This is a genomic window from Streptomyces sp. NPDC126499 (assembly GCF_040302485.1).
Lineage (GTDB): Bacteria > Actinomycetota > Actinomycetes > Streptomycetales > Streptomycetaceae > Streptomyces.
This window is the reverse complement of the sequence record NZ_JBEOUO010000020.1, coordinates 52,307-68,650: the sequence shown is the minus strand read 5'-3', so window position 1 is coordinate 68,650 and position 16,344 is coordinate 52,307. Positions and strand designations below refer to the sequence as shown.

The 16,344-nt window shown below is 73.0% G+C and carries 14 protein-coding genes; 4 read left to right on the top strand and 10 right to left on the bottom strand.

Annotated features, from left to right (window positions below; genetic code table 11):
* Positions 1–26: 26 nt before the first annotated feature.
* Positions 27–1,442: a diaminobutyrate--2-oxoglutarate transaminase family protein gene (locus tag ABTZ91_RS25990; RefSeq protein WP_352079653.1), complete on the bottom strand. Its 1,416-nt coding sequence runs from the start codon at positions 1,440–1,442 to the stop codon at positions 27–29.
* Between the two features lie 321 nt (positions 1,443–1,763).
* Here ABTZ91_RS25990 and ABTZ91_RS25985 point away from each other — a divergent pair, with 321 nt between their 5' ends.
* Positions 1,764–2,945, top strand: coding sequence for a hypothetical protein (locus ABTZ91_RS25985; RefSeq protein WP_352079652.1), 1,182 nt, complete (start codon positions 1,764–1,766; stop codon positions 2,943–2,945).
* A gap of 154 nt (positions 2,946–3,099) precedes the next feature.
* A complete protein-coding gene (locus tag ABTZ91_RS25980) occupies positions 3,100–4,275 on the top strand; it encodes a hypothetical protein (protein ID WP_352079651.1) in 1,176 nt (391 codons plus the stop codon).
* A 104-nt stretch (positions 4,276–4,379) separates the two neighbouring features.
* Here ABTZ91_RS25980 and hflX read toward each other — a convergent pair whose 3' ends face one another.
* From hflX to miaA, 6 genes are all read right to left on the bottom strand, one after another.
* Complete coding sequence (hflX, locus tag ABTZ91_RS25975) at positions 4,380–5,873, bottom strand: GTPase HflX (protein ID WP_352079650.1); 1,494 nt, start codon at positions 5,871–5,873, stop codon at positions 4,380–4,382.
* Positions 5,874–6,006: 133 nt separating this feature from the next.
* Entirely contained in the window at positions 6,007–7,515 is a 1,509-nt protein-coding gene (locus ABTZ91_RS25970; protein WP_352079649.1) for a M1 family metallopeptidase, read from the bottom strand.
* A 219-nt stretch (positions 7,516–7,734) separates the two neighbouring features.
* The gene (locus ABTZ91_RS25965; protein WP_352079648.1) at positions 7,735–9,891 is read right to left on the bottom strand and encodes an HD domain-containing protein; all 2,157 of its coding nucleotides are present in this window, start codon (positions 9,889–9,891) and stop codon (positions 7,735–7,737) included.
* 195 nt (positions 9,892–10,086) lie between these two features.
* Complete coding sequence (dapF, locus tag ABTZ91_RS25960; RefSeq protein ID WP_352079647.1) at positions 10,087–10,965, bottom strand: diaminopimelate epimerase; 879 nt, start codon at positions 10,963–10,965, stop codon at positions 10,087–10,089.
* A 230-nt stretch (positions 10,966–11,195) separates the two neighbouring features.
* On the bottom strand, positions 11,196–11,660 hold the full coding sequence (locus tag ABTZ91_RS25955; protein ID WP_352079691.1) for a hypothetical protein: 465 nt from the start codon (positions 11,658–11,660) through the stop codon (positions 11,196–11,198).
* A 108-nt stretch (positions 11,661–11,768) separates the two neighbouring features.
* Positions 11,769–12,707, bottom strand: coding sequence for a tRNA (adenosine(37)-N6)-dimethylallyltransferase MiaA (miaA, locus tag ABTZ91_RS25950; protein WP_352079646.1), 939 nt, complete (start codon positions 12,705–12,707; stop codon positions 11,769–11,771).
* A 113-nt stretch (positions 12,708–12,820) separates the two neighbouring features.
* On the opposite strand from miaA, the gene ABTZ91_RS25945 reads away from it, so the two are divergent.
* Complete coding sequence (locus ABTZ91_RS25945; protein WP_352079645.1) at positions 12,821–13,141, top strand: hypothetical protein; 321 nt, start codon at positions 12,821–12,823, stop codon at positions 13,139–13,141.
* 76 nt (positions 13,142–13,217) lie between these two features.
* Complete coding sequence (locus ABTZ91_RS25940) at positions 13,218–13,478, top strand: antitoxin (protein WP_352079644.1); 261 nt, start codon at positions 13,218–13,220, stop codon at positions 13,476–13,478.
* Positions 13,479–13,592: 114 nt separating this feature from the next.
* On the opposite strand, the gene ABTZ91_RS25935 is transcribed toward ABTZ91_RS25940, so the two are convergent.
* The 3 genes from ABTZ91_RS25935 to miaB form a co-directional block, all read right to left on the bottom strand.
* Complete coding sequence (locus ABTZ91_RS25935) at positions 13,593–14,300, bottom strand: class III extradiol dioxygenase subunit B-like domain-containing protein (protein ID WP_352079643.1); 708 nt, start codon at positions 14,298–14,300, stop codon at positions 13,593–13,595.
* Positions 14,301–14,422: 122 nt separating this feature from the next.
* Positions 14,423–14,740: a hypothetical protein gene (locus tag ABTZ91_RS25930; RefSeq protein ID WP_352079642.1), complete on the bottom strand. Its 318-nt coding sequence runs from the start codon at positions 14,738–14,740 to the stop codon at positions 14,423–14,425.
* 23 nt (positions 14,741–14,763) lie between these two features.
* The gene (gene miaB, locus ABTZ91_RS25925; RefSeq protein WP_352079641.1) at positions 14,764–16,299 is read right to left on the bottom strand and encodes a tRNA (N6-isopentenyl adenosine(37)-C2)-methylthiotransferase MiaB; all 1,536 of its coding nucleotides are present in this window, start codon (positions 16,297–16,299) and stop codon (positions 14,764–14,766) included.
* Positions 16,300–16,344 lie beyond the last annotated feature (45 nt).

Below are 16,344 nucleotides of genomic sequence, written 5' to 3'. Positions count from 1 at the left end.
CGGGGACCGGGCGGGGGCGGTCCGGTTCAGCGGGTCGAGCCGGACGGTCGGGGCCGGTGGGCCCGTTCGGCGGCGGCCAGGGCGTCGGCGAAGCGGTCGAGGACGGCGGCCGCCTGCTCGTCGGTGAGGGTGAGCGGGGGCAACAGGCGGACGACCGCGCCCAGCCGGCCGCCGAGTTCGACGATGAGTCCGCGGTCGAGGCAGTGACGCTGGACGGCGAGGGCGAGCTCGGGGTCGGCCGGCGGGGTGAGCCCGTCGGGGCCGGTGGCCCGGGGGTCGACGAGTTCGACGCCGATCATCAGGCCGCGGCCGCGGACGTCGCCGATGGAGGGGTGGGCCGCGGCGAGGCCCTGGAGCTGTCCGAGCATGCGGGCGCCGAGGGTGGCGGCGCGTTCGGCGAGCTTGTTCTCCCGGACGTAGGCGAGGGTGGCGGCGCCCGCGGCCATGGCGAGCTGGTTGCCTCGGAAGGTGCCGGCGTGGGCGCCGGGTTCCCAGGTGTCGAGCTCCGACCTGTAGACGATGACGGCGAGGGGGAGGGAGCCGCCGATGGCCTTGGAGAGGACCATCACGTCGGGGACGACGCCGCTGTGCTCGACGGCCCAGAAGGCGCCGGTGCGGCCGACGCCGGTCTGGATCTCGTCGGCGATGAGCGGGATGGAGCGGGCCGCGGTGATCTCCCGCATGCGGCGCATCCAGTTGTCCGGGGCGGGGATGACACCGCCTTCGCCCTGGACGGGTTCGAGGATCATTCCGGCCGGGGTGGGGACGCCGCTCTTGGGGTCGTCGAGCACGCTCTCGGTCCAGCGGGCGGCGATTTCGGCGCCGCGGTCCCCGCCGACGCCGAAGGGGCAGCGGTAAGTGCGGGGGTAGGGCAGCCGGGCGACGCGGACGTCGGTGGCGCCGCCGGAGGCGTCGAGGGCGCCGGCGGTCATGCCGTGGTAGGCGCCGCTGAAGGCGAGGATGCCGCGCCTGCCGGTGGCGGTGCGGACGAGTTTGAGGGCGGCTTCGACGGCGTCGGTGCCGGCGGGTCCGCAGAACTGGACGCGGGCGTCGGCGGCGAGCCCCGCGGGGAGGGTGGCGAACAGTTCGGTGACGAAGGCGTCCTTGACCGGGGTGGCGAGGTCCAGGACGTGGAGGGGCGCGCCCGAGTCGAGGACCTTGCGGATGGCCTCCAGGACGACGGGGTGGTTGTGTCCGAGGGCCAGGGTGCCCGCGCCGGAGAGGCAGTCCAGGTAGCGGCGGCCGTCGGCGCCCTCGATGGTGAGTCCTCTGGCCCGCACGGGGACGATCGGCAGGGACCGCGCATAGGTGCGCGCGGCGGATTCGCGCTGCGCCTGGCGGCGCAGGATGCCCTCGTGGGCGCTGCCCTCGACGGCCGTGCGGGGTTCCTCACAGGTCCGCGCGGCCGGTGGTACGGCCGGAGCTGGTTCGGTCACGGCCACGGCTGGGTGTCCTCCCGCTGTCACGGTTGCGTTGCACGTCGGTACGGAGCAGGACCGCCCCGAGGGGCGTCCTGAAGGCTGCCGTCGTGTCCCCCGCCCGTACCAACGACGGCGTCTGCCGGGGATCACGGTCGGGCGGCAAGATCCTTGGCGGGCTTCCGGATCACGGCACGGCAACGACCGGTGCGGGGCCGGAACCGCGGCCCTGCGTCGTACCGTCCCCACCGGCACCGGCATAGTGGGGGCTTCGTGCGACGCGGGCGTCCGCGCCGCCGCTGTTCACCGATGCACAAGTAGACGTAGTCCCAGGGGGATCACGAGATGCGATCGATTCGTCCGCTGCTGGCCGCAGCGTCCGCCGTCGCGGCGCTGACGCTGACGGCGACTGCCTGCGGTCCGACCGAGGACAACGCGGGGGGTGACAAGCAGCCCACCGCCTCCGCGACCCCGTCCGCGGGCGGCAAGATCACGATTCCGGACGACCTGAAGGACCGTCTGAAGGAGCACGGGATCGACGTCGACAGGTGGCGGGGCGGCGAGTGGAAGAACTGGGACCGGGACAAGTGGCTGCGTGAGGCCAAGGACTTCGTCAACCCGATCATCGAGGACCTCTGGGACCCGGACCGGATGCGGGACGCCGAGCGTCCGGACAAGCCGGTCGAGGAGGAGGACATCTCGGGCGACAAGGGCGTGACCGACCCGACGCCGGAGCCGGTGCGGGCGAAGGCCGTGCCGCCGCCCTACCACTCGTCGGAGCCGGCCTCCGGCAAGGTGTTCTTCGACGGCCCCGAGGGCTCGATGGTCTGCTCGGCGACCGTCGTGCAGGACCCGGCGCACCCGGGCAAGTCCAACCTGGTCTGGACGGCCGGGCACTGTGTGCACGCGGGCAAGAAGGGCGGCTGGTACCGCAACATCGCGTTCGTCCCGTCGTACAACGACGGCGGCAAGCCGACGGCCGCGCTGGAGAGCGCGACCCGCGAGGAGATCGCTCCGTACGGCGTGTGGTGGAGCGACTGGGCGCAGACCTCGCAGCAGTGGATCGACCAGGGCGGCCAGACGGGCGGCAAGGGCGCTCCGTACGACTACGCGGTGCTGCACGTGACGCCGGAGAAGGGCGGCACGGGCAAGTCGCTGGAGGAGACCGTCGGCGCGGCGCTGCCGGTGGACTTCAACGCCCCGGCGGTCCCGAAGATCGCGAGCATGACGGCGACGGGCTACCCGGCGGGCAAGCCCTTCGACGGCCAGAAGATGTTCCAGTGCGCGGACAAGCCGGGCCGTCTGTCGGTGAAGGCGGATCAGCCGACGATGTACCGGATCGGCTGCACCATGACCGGTGGTTCGTCCGGCGGCGGCTGGGTGGCCACGGGCAAGGACGGCAAGCCGGCGCTGGTGTCGAACACGTCGATCGGGCCGGTGTCGGCGGGCTGGCTGGCCGGTCCGCGGCTCGGCGCCGAGGCCAAGGCGCTGTACGACGGCGTGAGCCGGAAGTACGCCAACCAGTAGGACACGTACGGATGTCGGGCGGGACCGATGCGGTCCCGCCCGGTCCGTACGGGCATACTGTGCACCGCTAGTGACGCGTCCATGGCAAACCACCCGGTGGCGGCCGTAGCCGGCCCGGGGCGGACGCGCGATTACCCCAGGGGGACACCACTTCATGCGTTCCATACGACTCATGCCCGCCGCCACCGGCGTGGCGGCGGCGCTCGCGATCGCGCTGACCGCGACGGCCTGCGGCCCGACGGAGACTCCGGCGGCGGACAAGCCCGCCGACACCACCGCCACCGCCACCGCGAGCCCGGCCGCCGGCGATGCCGGCGCAGCCCTCGCCGACGGTCTCGACAAGCTGAAGAAGCACGGCGTCGACATCGACAAGTGGAAGAACGGCGAGTGGAAGAACTGGGACCGGTCCACCTGGCTCCGTGAGGCCGAGGACTTCGTCAACCCGGTGATCGACGGCCTGTGGGACACCGAGCGGATGCAGTCCGCGAAGAGCCCCGACCCGACCGTCGAGACGCAGGCGACCGGCGGCGGCAGCGACCCGGTGCCGCGGCCGGTGACGGCGCAGCGCGAAAAGACGCCGTACCACCGCAACGCCGCTCCGGTCGGCAAGATCTTCTTCGACTCGCCGAAGGGCCACATGGTCTGCTCCGGCACGATCGTGAAGGACCCGCGCCGCCCCGGCAAGTCCAACCTGGTGTGGACCGCGGGCCACTGCGTCCACGCGGGCAAGCAGGGCGGCTGGTACCGCAACATCACCTTCGTCCCCGCCTTCAACGACCTGGGCAAGTCGCCCTCGGCGCTGCGCAACGCGCAGCCGCACCAGGTCTACCCGTACGGCCAGTACTGGGCCGACTGGGCCGTGACCTCCGGTGAGTGGATCAGGAACGGCGGCACCAACCAGGCCTGGCCGTACGACTACGCCGTGCTGCACGTCCAGCCGCAGAAGGGCCGCAAGTCCCTGGAGGAGACGGTGGGCGCGGCCCTGCCGATGGACTTCTCCGCTCCGGCGCCCGCGCAGACCGGCACCGTCGGCGCCTGGGGCTACCCGGCTGCGCCGCCGTACAACGGCGTGATCATGCACAAGTGCCTGGACCGGGCCACCCGCTACACCACGGCCCCGGCGACGCCGACCATGTACCGGATCGGCTGCACCATGACGGGCGGTTCGTCCGGCGGCGGTTGGTTCCGCGTCCTGCCGAACGGCAAGACGGCGCTGGTGTCGAACACCTCGATCGGCCCCGCCGGCCGCAACGGCTGGCTGGCCGGACCGCAGCTGGGCAAGGGCGCCAAGGCGGCCCACGAGATGGTCAGCAAGAAGTTCGCCCGCTGACCGGCTCTGGCTGACCGGATACACACGAAGGGCGCCGGCCGTCTCCCTCTCGGGAGGCGGCCGGCGCCCTTCTTCGTGTGCCTGGGCGTGCGCGGCGTACGGCGTCAGTGCGCGGCGGGAACGAACGGCGAGAGCATCGCCGCCAGCTCCTCGTGCACCCGCGCCTTGAGCAGCGTGCCCTCCGGGGTGTGCTCCTCGGAGAGGAGCTCGCCCTCGGCGTGCACCCGCGAGACGAGACCGCCCTGCGTGTACGGCAGGAGAACCTCGATCTCGACCTGCGGCCGCGGCAGCTCGGCGTCGATGAGGGCCAGCAGCTCCTCGATGCCCTGGCCCGAGCGGGCGGAGACCGCGATGGAGTGCTTCTCGACCCGCAGCAGCCGCTGGAGCACCAGCGGGTCGGCCGCGTCCGCCTTGTTGATCACGACGATCTCCGGCACGTCCACCGCGCCGACGTCACGGATCACCTCGCGGACGGCCGCCAGCTGCTCCTCCGGGGCCGGGTGCGCGCCGTCGACCACGTGCAGGATGAGATCGGAGTCGCCGACCTCCTCCATGGTGGAGCGGAACGCCTCGACCAGGTGGTGGGGCAGGTGCCGGACGAAGCCGACGGTGTCGGCCAGGGTGTAGATCCGGCCGGTGGGCGTCTCGGCCCGCCGCACGGTCGGGTCGAGGGTGGCGAACAGCGCGTTCTCCACCAGCACGCCCGCACCGGTGAGGCGGTTGAGCAGGGACGACTTGCCGGCGTTGGTGTATCCGGCGATGGCGACCGACGGCACCTTGTGACGGCGCCGCTCCTGCCGCTTGATGTCGCGGCCGGTCTTCATCTCCGCGATCTCCCGGCGCATCTTCGCCATCTTCTCGCGGATCCGGCGCCGGTCCGTCTCGATCTTGGTCTCACCGGGACCACGGGTGGCCATGCCGCCACCGCCGCCGCCACCCATCTGGCGGGAGAGCGACTGACCCCAGCCGCGCAGTCGCGGCAGCATGTACTGCATCTGCGCGAGGGCCACCTGCGCCTTGCCCTCTCGGGACTTGGCGTGCTGGGCGAAGATGTCGAGGATGAGGGCGGTCCGGTCGACCACCTTCACCTTGACGACGTCCTCGAGGGCGATCAGCTGGCCGGGGCTGAGCTCACCGTCGCAGACGACGGTGTCGGCGCCGGTCTCCAGGACGATGTCCCGGAGCTCCTGCGCCTTGCCCGAGCCGATGAAGGTGGCCGGGTCCGGCTTGTCGCGGCGCTGGATGACGCCGTCGAGCACGAGGGCGCCCGCCGTCTCGGCGAGGGCGGCGAGCTCCGCGAGGGAGTTCTCCGCGTCCTGCACCGTCCCCGAGGTCCACACACCGACCAGCACGACGCGCTCGAGGCGCAGCTGGCGGTACTCGACCTCGGTGACGTCCTCGAGCTCAGTGGAGAGGCCGGCGACACGGCGCAGAGCCGCGCGCTCGGAGCGGTCGAACTGGTCGCCGTCCCGCTCTCCGTCGATCTCGTGGCTCCAGGCGACGTCCTCTTCCATCAGGGCATCGGCCCGAAGGCTCTCGGTGCGGCTCGTCTCCGCGAAGCTCTGCTTGTCCTGGGAAGGGGAAGAAGAGGAGGTCATTGGATCCTTACGTCGAAGAAAAGTCCGTTACGGCAGTCACAACGCGTGATGCCCGGAAAGAATTCCCGGGGCCCCGGCCGCGCCGCCGACCTGACGATGGTGGCACGGCCAGGCGGCCCCCGTCACCCGGGTTTCACCGGGCCCGGCCCGCCTCCGGCCCGGCGGCGCGCTCCGGGGCCCGGCTGCGCCAGTCGGGGTGTCCCGGCATGGGCGGGGTCTTCGCCGCGTAGAGCCAGTCGGCGAAGAACCGGGTCAGGTCCCGCCCGGAGACCTCGGCCGCCAGGGCGGTGAAGTCGGCGGTGGTGGCCGTGCCGTCCCGGTGGTCCTCCACCCAGCGGCGTTCCAGACGCCGGAAGGCCTCGGCGCCGATCTCGTGGCGCAGGGCGTAGAGGACCAGGGCGCTGCCGTCGTAGACCACGGGGCGGAACAGGCTGATCTTCTGGCCGGGCGCCGGCGGCCTGGGCGCGGCGGGCGGGCCGCCCGCCGCCCGCCACCCGTCGGAGGCGGCGTACGCGGCCTTCATGCGGCGCTCCAGGGTGGGCCCGCCGTTCTCCTGCGCGTACAGCGCCTCGTACCAGGTGGCGTGGCCCTCGTTGAGCCAGAGGTCCGACCAGGTGCGCGGCGAGACACTGTCGCCGAACCACTGGTGGGCGAGCTCGTGGACCATGACGGAGTCGACGAACCACTCCGGGTAGCCGGGTCCGGTGAACAGACGTCGCTCGAAGAGTGACAGGGTCTGCGTCTCCAGTTCGAAGCCGGTGTCGGCGTCGGCGACCAGCACCCCGTAGTTCTCGAACGGGTACGGGCCGACGTGGCCCTCCATCCACTCCAGGTGGCCGGGGGTCCGCCGGAGCCAGGGCTCCAGGAGCTCCCGGTCGGCGGTGCGCACGACGTCCCGCACCGGAAGCCCGCGGGGGCCCTCGCGGTGCACGACGGTCGACTTCCCGATGGAGACCTGGGCGAGCTCGGTCGCCATGGGGTGGGCGGTGCGGTAGGTCCAGGTGGTGGTCGAGCCCTTGGGAACGGGCTCGCCGGCCAGGCCGCTCGCCACGGCCGTGAGGTCGTTCGGCGCGGTGATCCGGAAGGTGAAGAACGCCTTGTCGGAGGGGTGGTCGTTGGACGGGAAGACGCGGTGGGCGGCATCCGCCTGGTTGGCCATGGCGAGGCCGTCGCCGGTACGGACCCAGCCGCCGGACGTGGCCGGGCCGGTGGGGTCGCTGGTGTGGGTGACGGCGATCTCGACCGCCTCGCCCCGGTCCACCGGCCGTGCGGGGGTGATCACCAGGTCCTCGCCGCTGGTCGTCCACTCGGCACGCTCGCCCGCCACGGTGACGGTGGAGACGGTGCCGTGCGTGAAGTCGAGGTTGATCCGTTCCAGATCGCCGGTGGCCAGCGCCTTGATCCGGGTGACGCCGTCGAGCGGGGTGGTGTTGCGGCCCTTGTAGGTGAGGTCGATGTCGTAGGTCAGGACGTCGTAGCCGGGATTGCCGAGGTGGGGGAAGAGCGGGTCTCCGATGCCCAGCGGCGTGGGGGCGGGCAGAGCGGCGGCGACGAGCCCCGCGGAGAGGGCGACGAGGACGGCGGAGCGCAGGGCACGCGCGCGGGGAGCCCGTTCACGGGGCGTACGGGAGGGGAGCGGCATGGGTTACCGCTACCAGGGGAGGGGGCGCTCCCCGGGGCGGCGCGCGCACCCGCCACTCGAAGGGGGCACGGCGCGCGGATCTTGGATCCAATATCCGATGCTCGGGGTGCCGGGGGGTGCCATGGACGCCGTCGGCGCCGGGGCTGAATATCGGATACCGGATGTTGGATCCAACCTCCAATGTCGCCCAGCGTCGGCCACCGGATATCGGATCCAGTATCAGAGGTCCGGAGCCGCCTGGTGCCGCGCCCGGCTCACGTCGTACACCCCCGGCACGTCCCGCATCGCCTTCATCAGCGCGGGCAGTCGGGCGGCATCGGCGAGTTGGAGGGTGTAGGTGTGACGGACCCGCTGCTCGCTCGGGGGTTCGACGGTGGCGGAGACGACGGCGGCGCCCTCGGCGGCGATGGCCTCGGTGAGGTCGGCGAGGAGCCGCGGCCGGCCGAAGGACTCGGCGACGAGGGTGACCCGGCAGGCGGCCGTGTCGCCCCAGTGGACGGTGACCGGTGCCCGGCCGAGCCGCTTCATGGCGTCGACGGAGGCGCAGCCGGTGCGGTGGACGGTGACGGTGCCGCCGCGGACGACGAAACCGGTGATCTCGTCGGGCGGTACGGGCGTGCAGCACCCCGCCGGCCGTACGGCGGGGGGAGTGACGGTGTCCGGCCCGGGGAGCTCGACGCGGAGCCTGGCCCCGGAGCGCCGGTCCGCGGTGACGCTGGCGGGCGGCCGGGGCGCCGCCGCAGGGGCCTTGGCGGCCTCCGGATGGGCCTGGAGCCAGCCGGTGATGGCGATCCGCGCGGCGGGGGTCCTCGCGTGGTCGAGCCACTCCGGGGACGGCCCGGAGCCGGCGTCCTGGGCAAGCAGCAGCTGGACGGTGTCGCCGTCCTGGAGCACGGTGCCGAGGGGCGCGAGCCGGCCGTTGACCCGCGCCCCCAGACAGCCGTGGGCGGCCTCCCCGTGCTGGGCGTAGGCGGCGTCGACGCAGGTGGCGCCGGCGGGCAGGCTGATCGCGCCGGGGGCGCCGCCGTCGGTGCGGAAGACGGTGATCTCCTGGTCCTGGGCGAGGTCGGCGCGCAGCGAGGTCCAGAAGGTGTCGGGGTCGGGGGCGGACTGCTGCCAGTCGAGCAGGCGGGACAGCCAGCCGGGCCGGGTGGGGTCGGCGCGCTCGCCGTCCTCGACGCACTCCCCCGGCGCCGTCTCCTGGCCGCTGTACGGGTTGCCGAGGGCGACCACGCCGGCCTCGGCGACCTTGTGCATCCGGTGGGTGCGGATGAGCACTTCGGCGACGGCGCCGTCGGGGGCGGCGACGGCGGTGTGCAGCGACTGGTAGAGGTTGAACTTGGGGGCGGCGATGAAGTCCTTGAACTCGGAGATCACCGGGGTGAAGCAGGTGTGCAGTTCGCCGAGGACGGCGTAGCAGTCGGCGTCCTCGGCGACCAGGACGAGGAGCCGCCCGAAGTCGCTGCCGCGCAGTTCGCCGCGCTTGAGACGGACGCGGTGGACGGAGACGAAGTGCCGTGGCCGGACGAGCACTTCGGCGCCGATGTCCGCCTCGCGCAGCACGGCGGAGACCTGTTCGGCGATGGCGGCGAGGGCGTCGGCCGCACCGGGGTTGCCGGCGATGACGGCGCGGGTGGCCTCGTACTCCTCGGGGTGGAGGATCGCGAAGACGAGGTCCTCCAGCTCGGTCTTGAGGGCCTGGACGCCGAGGCGTTCGGCGAGCGGGATGAGGACGTCCCTGGTGACCCTGGCGATGCGGGCCTGTTTCTCGGGGCGCATCACGCCGAGGGTGCGCATGTTGTGGAGCCGGTCGGCGAGTTTGATCGACATGACGCGGACGTCGTTGCCGGTGGCGACGAGCATCTTGCGGAAGGTCTCGGGCTCGGCCGCCGCGCCGTAGTCGACCTTCTCCAGCTTGGTCACGCCGTCGACGAGGTAGGCGACCTCGTCGCCGAACTCCCGCCGGACCTGTTCCAGCGTCACCTCGGTGTCCTCCACGGTGTCGTGGAGCAGGGAGGCGGTCAAGGTCGTGGTCTCGGCGCCGAGTTCGGCGAGGATCAGGGTGACCGCGAGCGGGTGCGTGATGTACGGCTCGCCGCTCTTGCGGAACTGGCCCCGGTGCGAGGACTCGGCGAGCACGTACGCCCGGCGGAGCACGGCCAGGTCGGCGTCGGGGTGGTGGGCGCGGTGGGCCTCGGCGACGTGCCCGATGGCGTCGGGCAGCCGGTCGCGCACGGCGGGTCCCGCGGTGGCGCCGAGCAGGGCGGCGCGGCCGAGCCTGCGCAGGTCGATCCTCGGGCGGCCTCGTCTGCGGCCGGGAGCGTCGGGGCCGGTGGCCCCGGCCTCGCTCACGGGATTGGTGGCCTCTGCGCTCATGGGGGGCACCTCCGGCGGCGTCGACCGGCGGGACCGGGCCGCATGCCCGGTGGGCCGGTGCTTGATGCTACCGACCCCACCACGCGGCGCAGTCGCGCTCTCGCCGAGCGTGAACCGGATCACCCATTCGAGGGACGAATCAGTCGTTGACCGTTTCGAATCCGGTACGCCTGGCGCGAGTGGCGGGACTGTGCCTCAGGCGGACGCGTCGAGCCACGAGGGCTCGACGGTGCCCTCGGCGACGATCACGGCGGGGCCGGTCATCTCGATCTCGCCGTCGGGGTGCTCGGTGATGACGAGCGTGCCGCCGAGGACGTCGACGGTGTACGTGACGGGGGTCCCGGTCTCGGCCGGGTCGAGGCCGTCCCGGCGGGCGGCGGCGACGGCGACGGCGCAGGCGCCCGTACCGCAGGAGCGGGTCTCGGCGGCACCGCGCTCGTGGACGCGCATGGCGACGTGGCGGGGGCCTCGGTCGGCGACGAACTCGATGTTGACCCCGCTCGGGTAGACCCCGGCGGGCTGGTACGGCGGCTCGTCGTACAGGGTGCCCGCGTGGGCGAGGTCGTCGACGAAGGCGACGGCGTGGGGGTTGCCCATGTTCACGTTGCGGGCGGGCCAGCTGCGGCCGTCGACGGTGACGGTGACGCCTTCCTCGGGGAGCGCGGCGCGGCCCATGGAGACGGTGACCGAGCCGTCCTTGTCGAGGTGGACGCGCTTGACGCCGCCGCGGGTGGCGACGGCGACCTCGCCGGCGGTGACGTGGCCGGCGTGCTGGAGGTAGCGGGCGAAGACCCGGACGCCGTTGCCGCACATCTCGGCGACGGAGCCGTCCGCGTTGCGGTAGTCCATGAACCACTCGGCCTCGTCGGCCATGGCGCGCGCCTCCGGGTGGGCGGCGCTGCGCACCACGTGCAGCACGCCGTCGCCCCCGATGCCGGCCCGGCGGTCGCACAGCCGGGCCACGAGGGCCGGAGGCAGGTCGAGGGCGTTGTCGGCGTCGGGGACGATGACGAAGTCGTTCTCGGTGCCGTGGCCCTTGAGGAAGGCGAGGGGCGAGGTCTGCGCGTTGGTCACGGGATCAACTCTACGGGTCGGGTACGACAGGGGCCCGGACGGTCCGGGGAGCGGTACGGGGACGGGACCGGCCAGGGACACGAAGCGGTACGGGGACGGGACCGGCCAGGCACAGGGAGCGGTACGGAGGCGGGACCGGCCAGGGACACGGACCGGCCAGGGACACGGAGCGGTACGGGGACACGGAGCGGTACGGGCCCGGCCGCCGCTCGGCCCCCGGCAGGCGCGGCTCAGCGCAGGCGGGCCACGCGCCAGACCGCCAGGGCGACCAGGAGGGCGCTGATCGACACGTACAGGGCGAGGACGCGCCAGTCGGGGCGCTCGCCGGAGCCGCGGGCGGGCAGGCCGGGCCAGGTGTGGCCGACCCGGCGGGCGGCCATCATGCCCCAGCCGGCCGCGCAGCAGCTGATCAGCAGGCCCAGCATGGCGACGACGGCTCCGCCGTCGCCCGAGCCGAAGGCCAGCGGGAAGGCGAACATCAGGGAGCCGAGGGCGGCGAGCCCGACGATCGGGGCGAGCTGCCAGATCCTCAGGCGGCGCTGCGGGCGCAGTTCCACCTCGACCTCCGCCGCGTCCACCTCGACGGCGCTGCCTTCGGCCTCGTCCGGGCCGTCAGGCGTCAGTCCGGGCGCCCCACCGGGGTTTTCGCCCCGGAGGGCGGCTTGCTGCTCGGTGTCGCGAGGGCCGGCCTCCATCGCCACGCGCCCTCCCAACTCGGACTCCACTTGGTCGATCGATGCTCGATGATGGCACGCTCCCGCCCCCCGGAATGACGGGCATGACGTCCCGATGCCATCACGTGATCAGGCTGTAACCGCTCGTTCGATCAACGCGAGGGCCTGCCCGGGGAGTTCCCCGCGGTCCGCGGCGGCCCCGCTGAGCCAGTGGACGCGGGGATCGCGCCGGAACCACGAGTCCTGACGGCGCGCGAAGCGCTTGGTGGCGCGTACCGTCTCGGCCCGGGCCTCGTCCTCCGTGCACTCCCCCGCGAGCGCCGCGAGCACCTGCTGGTAGCCGAGCGCGCGGGCGGCCGTGCGCCCCTCGCGCAGGCCGCGCGCCTCCAGGGCACGGACCTCGTCGACGAGTCCGGCCTCCCACATGCGGTCGACCCGGGTGGTGATGCGCTCGTCGAGCTCGGGGCGGGCGACGTCGACGCCGATCTGCACGGTGTCGTAGACGGAGTCGTGGCCGGGGAGGTTCGCCGTGAACGGCTTGCCGGTGATCTCGATGACCTCCAGGGCGCGGACGATGCGCCGGCCGTTGCTGGGCAGGATCGCGCGGGCGGCCTCGGGGTCGGCGGCGGCGAGCCGGGCGTGCAGGACGCCGGAGCCGCGCTCCTCCAGCTCGGCCTCCAGACGGGCCCGGACGTCCGGGTCGGTGCCGGGGAAGTCCAGGACGTCGATGGCACCGCGGACGTACAGGCCGGAGCCGCCGACGAGGACCGGGGTGCGGCCCTCGGCGAGCAGCCGGTCGATCTCGGCACGGGCGAGGCGCTGGTACTCGGCGACGCTGGCGGCCTCGGTCACGTCCCAGATGTCGAGGAGGTGGTGCGGGACGCCGCCGCGCTCCTCCAGCGTCAGTTTGGCGGTGCCGATGTCCATCCCTCGGTAGAGCTGCATCGAGTCGGCGTTGACGACCTCGCCGCCCAGCTGCTGGGCCAGAAAAACACCCAGATCGGACTTTCCGGCCGCTGTGGGACCGACGACGGCGATGACCCGCGGGGCGGGAGCTGCACTTCTCACTTCCCCAGTCTCGCAAACCTCGCGGCGCGTCCCCGAATGAGCTACGTGACGGCCCTCGTCCGACTTCGTTGCCTGTTGCGGAATTCCGACCCTGAGTACGCTAGGGAGCAGATATGGGTGTTTTCGCATTGTTTCGCCGGAAGAGCAAGGAATCGGAAACGGTCGAGACCACGGTCGTGACGGAGGAGACGGAGGCCGCCGCGGGTACGGCGGAAGCGCCGGAGTCCTCGGCGCCGGAGCCGGAGTCCTCGGAGCCCAGGGCAGCCGGATCCGGCGAGGCCACCGGGACCGGCGAGACCACTGCCGGTACCGCCACCGCCGACACCGACACCGCCCCCGACACGGCGGCGAAGGGCGAGACCGTGGAGATTCCGAAGCAGCAGTCGGCGGAGGAGGCCGCGGACAACGAGGCCGGCGAAGGCGCCCGCGCGTAGGAACAGGCACGGAAGCGTTCGGTACGGGACAAGAACGGTACGGGCCCCACAGGTCCGTCGGAGGGATGGTGACCCCATGGGTCTCCTGGATTCACTGAAGGCCAAGCTCGCTCCCGCCAAGGACAAGGTCTCCGACCTCGCCAAGGAGCACGGGGGCAAGGTGGAGCACGGCCTGGAGAAGGCCGCGCGGGTGGTCGACGAGAAGACCAAGGGCAAGTACAGCGACAAGATCGAGTCCGGTACGGGCAAGGCCAAGGACGCCATCGAGCGGCTGGCCCACAAGGACGAGGGCACGCCCCCGACTCCTCCCCCGGCCTCGCCGCCGCCGGCCGCCTGACCGACGCCCGGTGTCACCCACGGTCCCTTCGCAACGGCGGACGGCCGCGGAGCAACGCGCTCCGCGGCCGTCCGCCGTTTGCGTCCCCCAGTGGTCGTGTACGGGGCGTACGTCTCAGCTCCAGGCGGCGACGAAGTACCCGACGCCGTACGGGGCGTCCTCGTAGAGCAGCCGTCCCGCCAGGCCCGCGCCCTCCGCGGCGCCCGCGAGCACCTGCCAGGGCGCGCGGCCGGCCGCCTTCAGATCGTGCGCCAGGCCCTCGTCCAGGGCGAGCAGCGCCGCCGGATCCGCCGCGCCGAGGGCACGGGCGGCCTCGGCGTCGAAGGGCTCGGCGCGCTCGTCCAGATAGCCCGGGGCCTTCACGGTGCGGCAGGCGCTGCCGTCACCCATCACGAGCAGGGCGACCCGCTGTGCCGAGGCGGCGATCTCCCGGCCGGTCCCGGCGCAGCGGGCGGCGTCCAGCGTCTCGTCGACCCCGAGGCCCTCGATCGGCGCGTCCGCCCAGCGGGTGTGCTCCAGGAGCCAGGCGCCCACGGCGAGGGAGGCGGGCAGCGGCCGGTCGCCGCCGGGCCCGCTGCCCAGCCGTACGGTGAGGTCGACGCCGAACCCGGCGAAGGACCCGGCCGTACCGCCCGGGTGGACGCCCCGGGCGCCTTCTTCCGCCGGTCCGACGACGACGAGCCGGTCGGGCCGGGAGGCGGCCAGCACGGCGAGCGCGTCGGAACAGGCCGTACGCGCGTCGGCGAGCTCGGACGCGGCACCGGCCGCGACGGCGGGCACGAGCAGCGGGGGGCAGGGGCAGACGGCTGCGGCGACAAGCATGATCCGCAGCCTACTGCCCGGCGGGCGGACCCTCCGGGACGGCGGCTTCCTCGGCGGAGGGGCCGCCGGAGGGGCCGGCGGGCGGGTCCTCCGGGACCGTGGCTCCCTGGCCGGAAGGGAGCCTACTGCCCGGCGGGCGGACCCTCCGGGACGGCGGCTCCCTCGGCGGAAGGGCCGGCGGCGGAGTCGTGGACCAGCTCGGCCAGGCTCAGCACGGTGTCCGTCTCGGACATCAGCCCGTTCACCCGCACGAGATAGCTGTCGCCCCCGGCGAGCCGGTACACCCGGCGGCGCTTCTCACGCACGGGCTCCCGGTAGGAGAGGGCGGCCTTCCACAGCGCGTCCCTCGCCTGCTCCCGGGTGCCGGTCACCTCCCGGACCACCCGGGTCCGGTGGTTCTCCCCGGCGTCGTACTGGGCTATGACGGCCCACTCCCCCATGTTTCCCCCTGTGTCGTTGTCGGTCAGTGGCTCCCGCAGGCCGGCGCGTCCGCGACCGGCAGCGGCTCGGGGACGCCGATCTTCGGCAGTCCGAGCATCACGCCGGCCGGCTTCGCGGCCGCCGCGGCGGTGCGCTTCTCCCAGGCGTCACCCGCGCGCGTGCGGCGCACGGAGGTGGTCGGGCCCTCGGCGAGCAGGTGGTGGGGGGCCGCGTAGGTGATGTCGACGGTCACCACGTCGCCGGGCCGGACGTCCTCGTCGGGCTTGGTGAAGTGGACGAGCCGGTTGTCGGGGGCGCGGCCGGACAGGCGGTGGGTCTCGCCGTCCTTGCGGCCCTCGCCCTCGGCGACCATGACCTCCAGGGTGCGGCCGACCTGCTTCTTGTTCTCCTCCCAGGAGATCTCCTCCTGGAGGGCGACGAGACGCTCGTAGCGCGCCTGCACGACCTCCTTGGGGATCTGGCCCTCCATGGTGGCCGCCGGGGTGCCGGGGCGCTTGGAGTACTGGAAGGTGAAGGCGTTGGCGAAGCGGGCCTCGCGTACCACGTGCATGGTCTGCTCGAAGTCCTCCTCGGTCTCACCGGGGAAGCCCACGATGATGTCGGTGGAGATGGCGGCGTGCGGGATGGCGGCGCGCACCTTCTCGATGATCCCGAGGAAACGCTCCTGCCGGTACGAGCGGCGCATCGCCTTCAGGATCGTGTCCGAACCGGACTGCAGGGGCATGTGCAGCTGCGGCATCACGTTCGGCGTCTCGGCCATGGCGGCGATGACGTCGTCCGTGAAGTCGCGGGGGTGCGGGGAGGTGAAGCGGACCCGCTCCAGGCCCTCGATCTCGCCGCAGGCGCGCAGCAGCTTGCTGAAGGCCTCGCGGTCGCCGAGATCGGAGCCGTACGCGTTGACGTTCTGGCCGAGCAGGGTGATCTCGGAGACGCCCTCGGCGACCAGCGCCTCGATCTCGGCGAGGATGTCGCCGGGGCGCCGGTCCTCCTCCTTGCCGCGCAGCGCGGGGACGATGCAGAAGGTGCAGGTGTTGTTGCAGCCGACGGAGATGGAGACCCACGCGGCGTACGCGGACTCGCGCCGGGTCGGCAGCGTCGAGGGGAAGGCCTCCAGGGACTCCGCGATCTCGACCTGCGCCTCCTCCTGCACGCGGGCGCGCTCCAGGAGGACCGGCAGCTTGCCGATGTTGTGCGTGCCGAAGACCACGTCGACCCAGGGGGCCTTCTTGACGATGGTGTCGCGGTCCTTCTGGGCCAGGCAGCCGCCGACGGCGATCTGCATGCCCGGGCGGGCGGCCTTCTTCGGCGCGAGGTGGCCGAGGTTGCCGTACAGCTTGTTGTCGGCGTTCTCGCGGACCGCGCAGGTGTTGAAGACCACGACGTCGGCGTCGCCGTTGGAGCCCTCGGGGGCGCGGACGTAGCCGGCGTCCTCCAGGAGACCGGAGAGCCGCTCGGAGTCGTGGACGTTCATCTGACACCCGTAGGTGCGCACTTCGTAGGTTCGCGTCACGACGTCCTGCTCGGCCACGGCTCCGGTCCCGTCTTTGCTGCTGGTCACCTGACAAGGGTAAGGGGGCCGTGGGGCTGCCCGGCCACCTCCGCC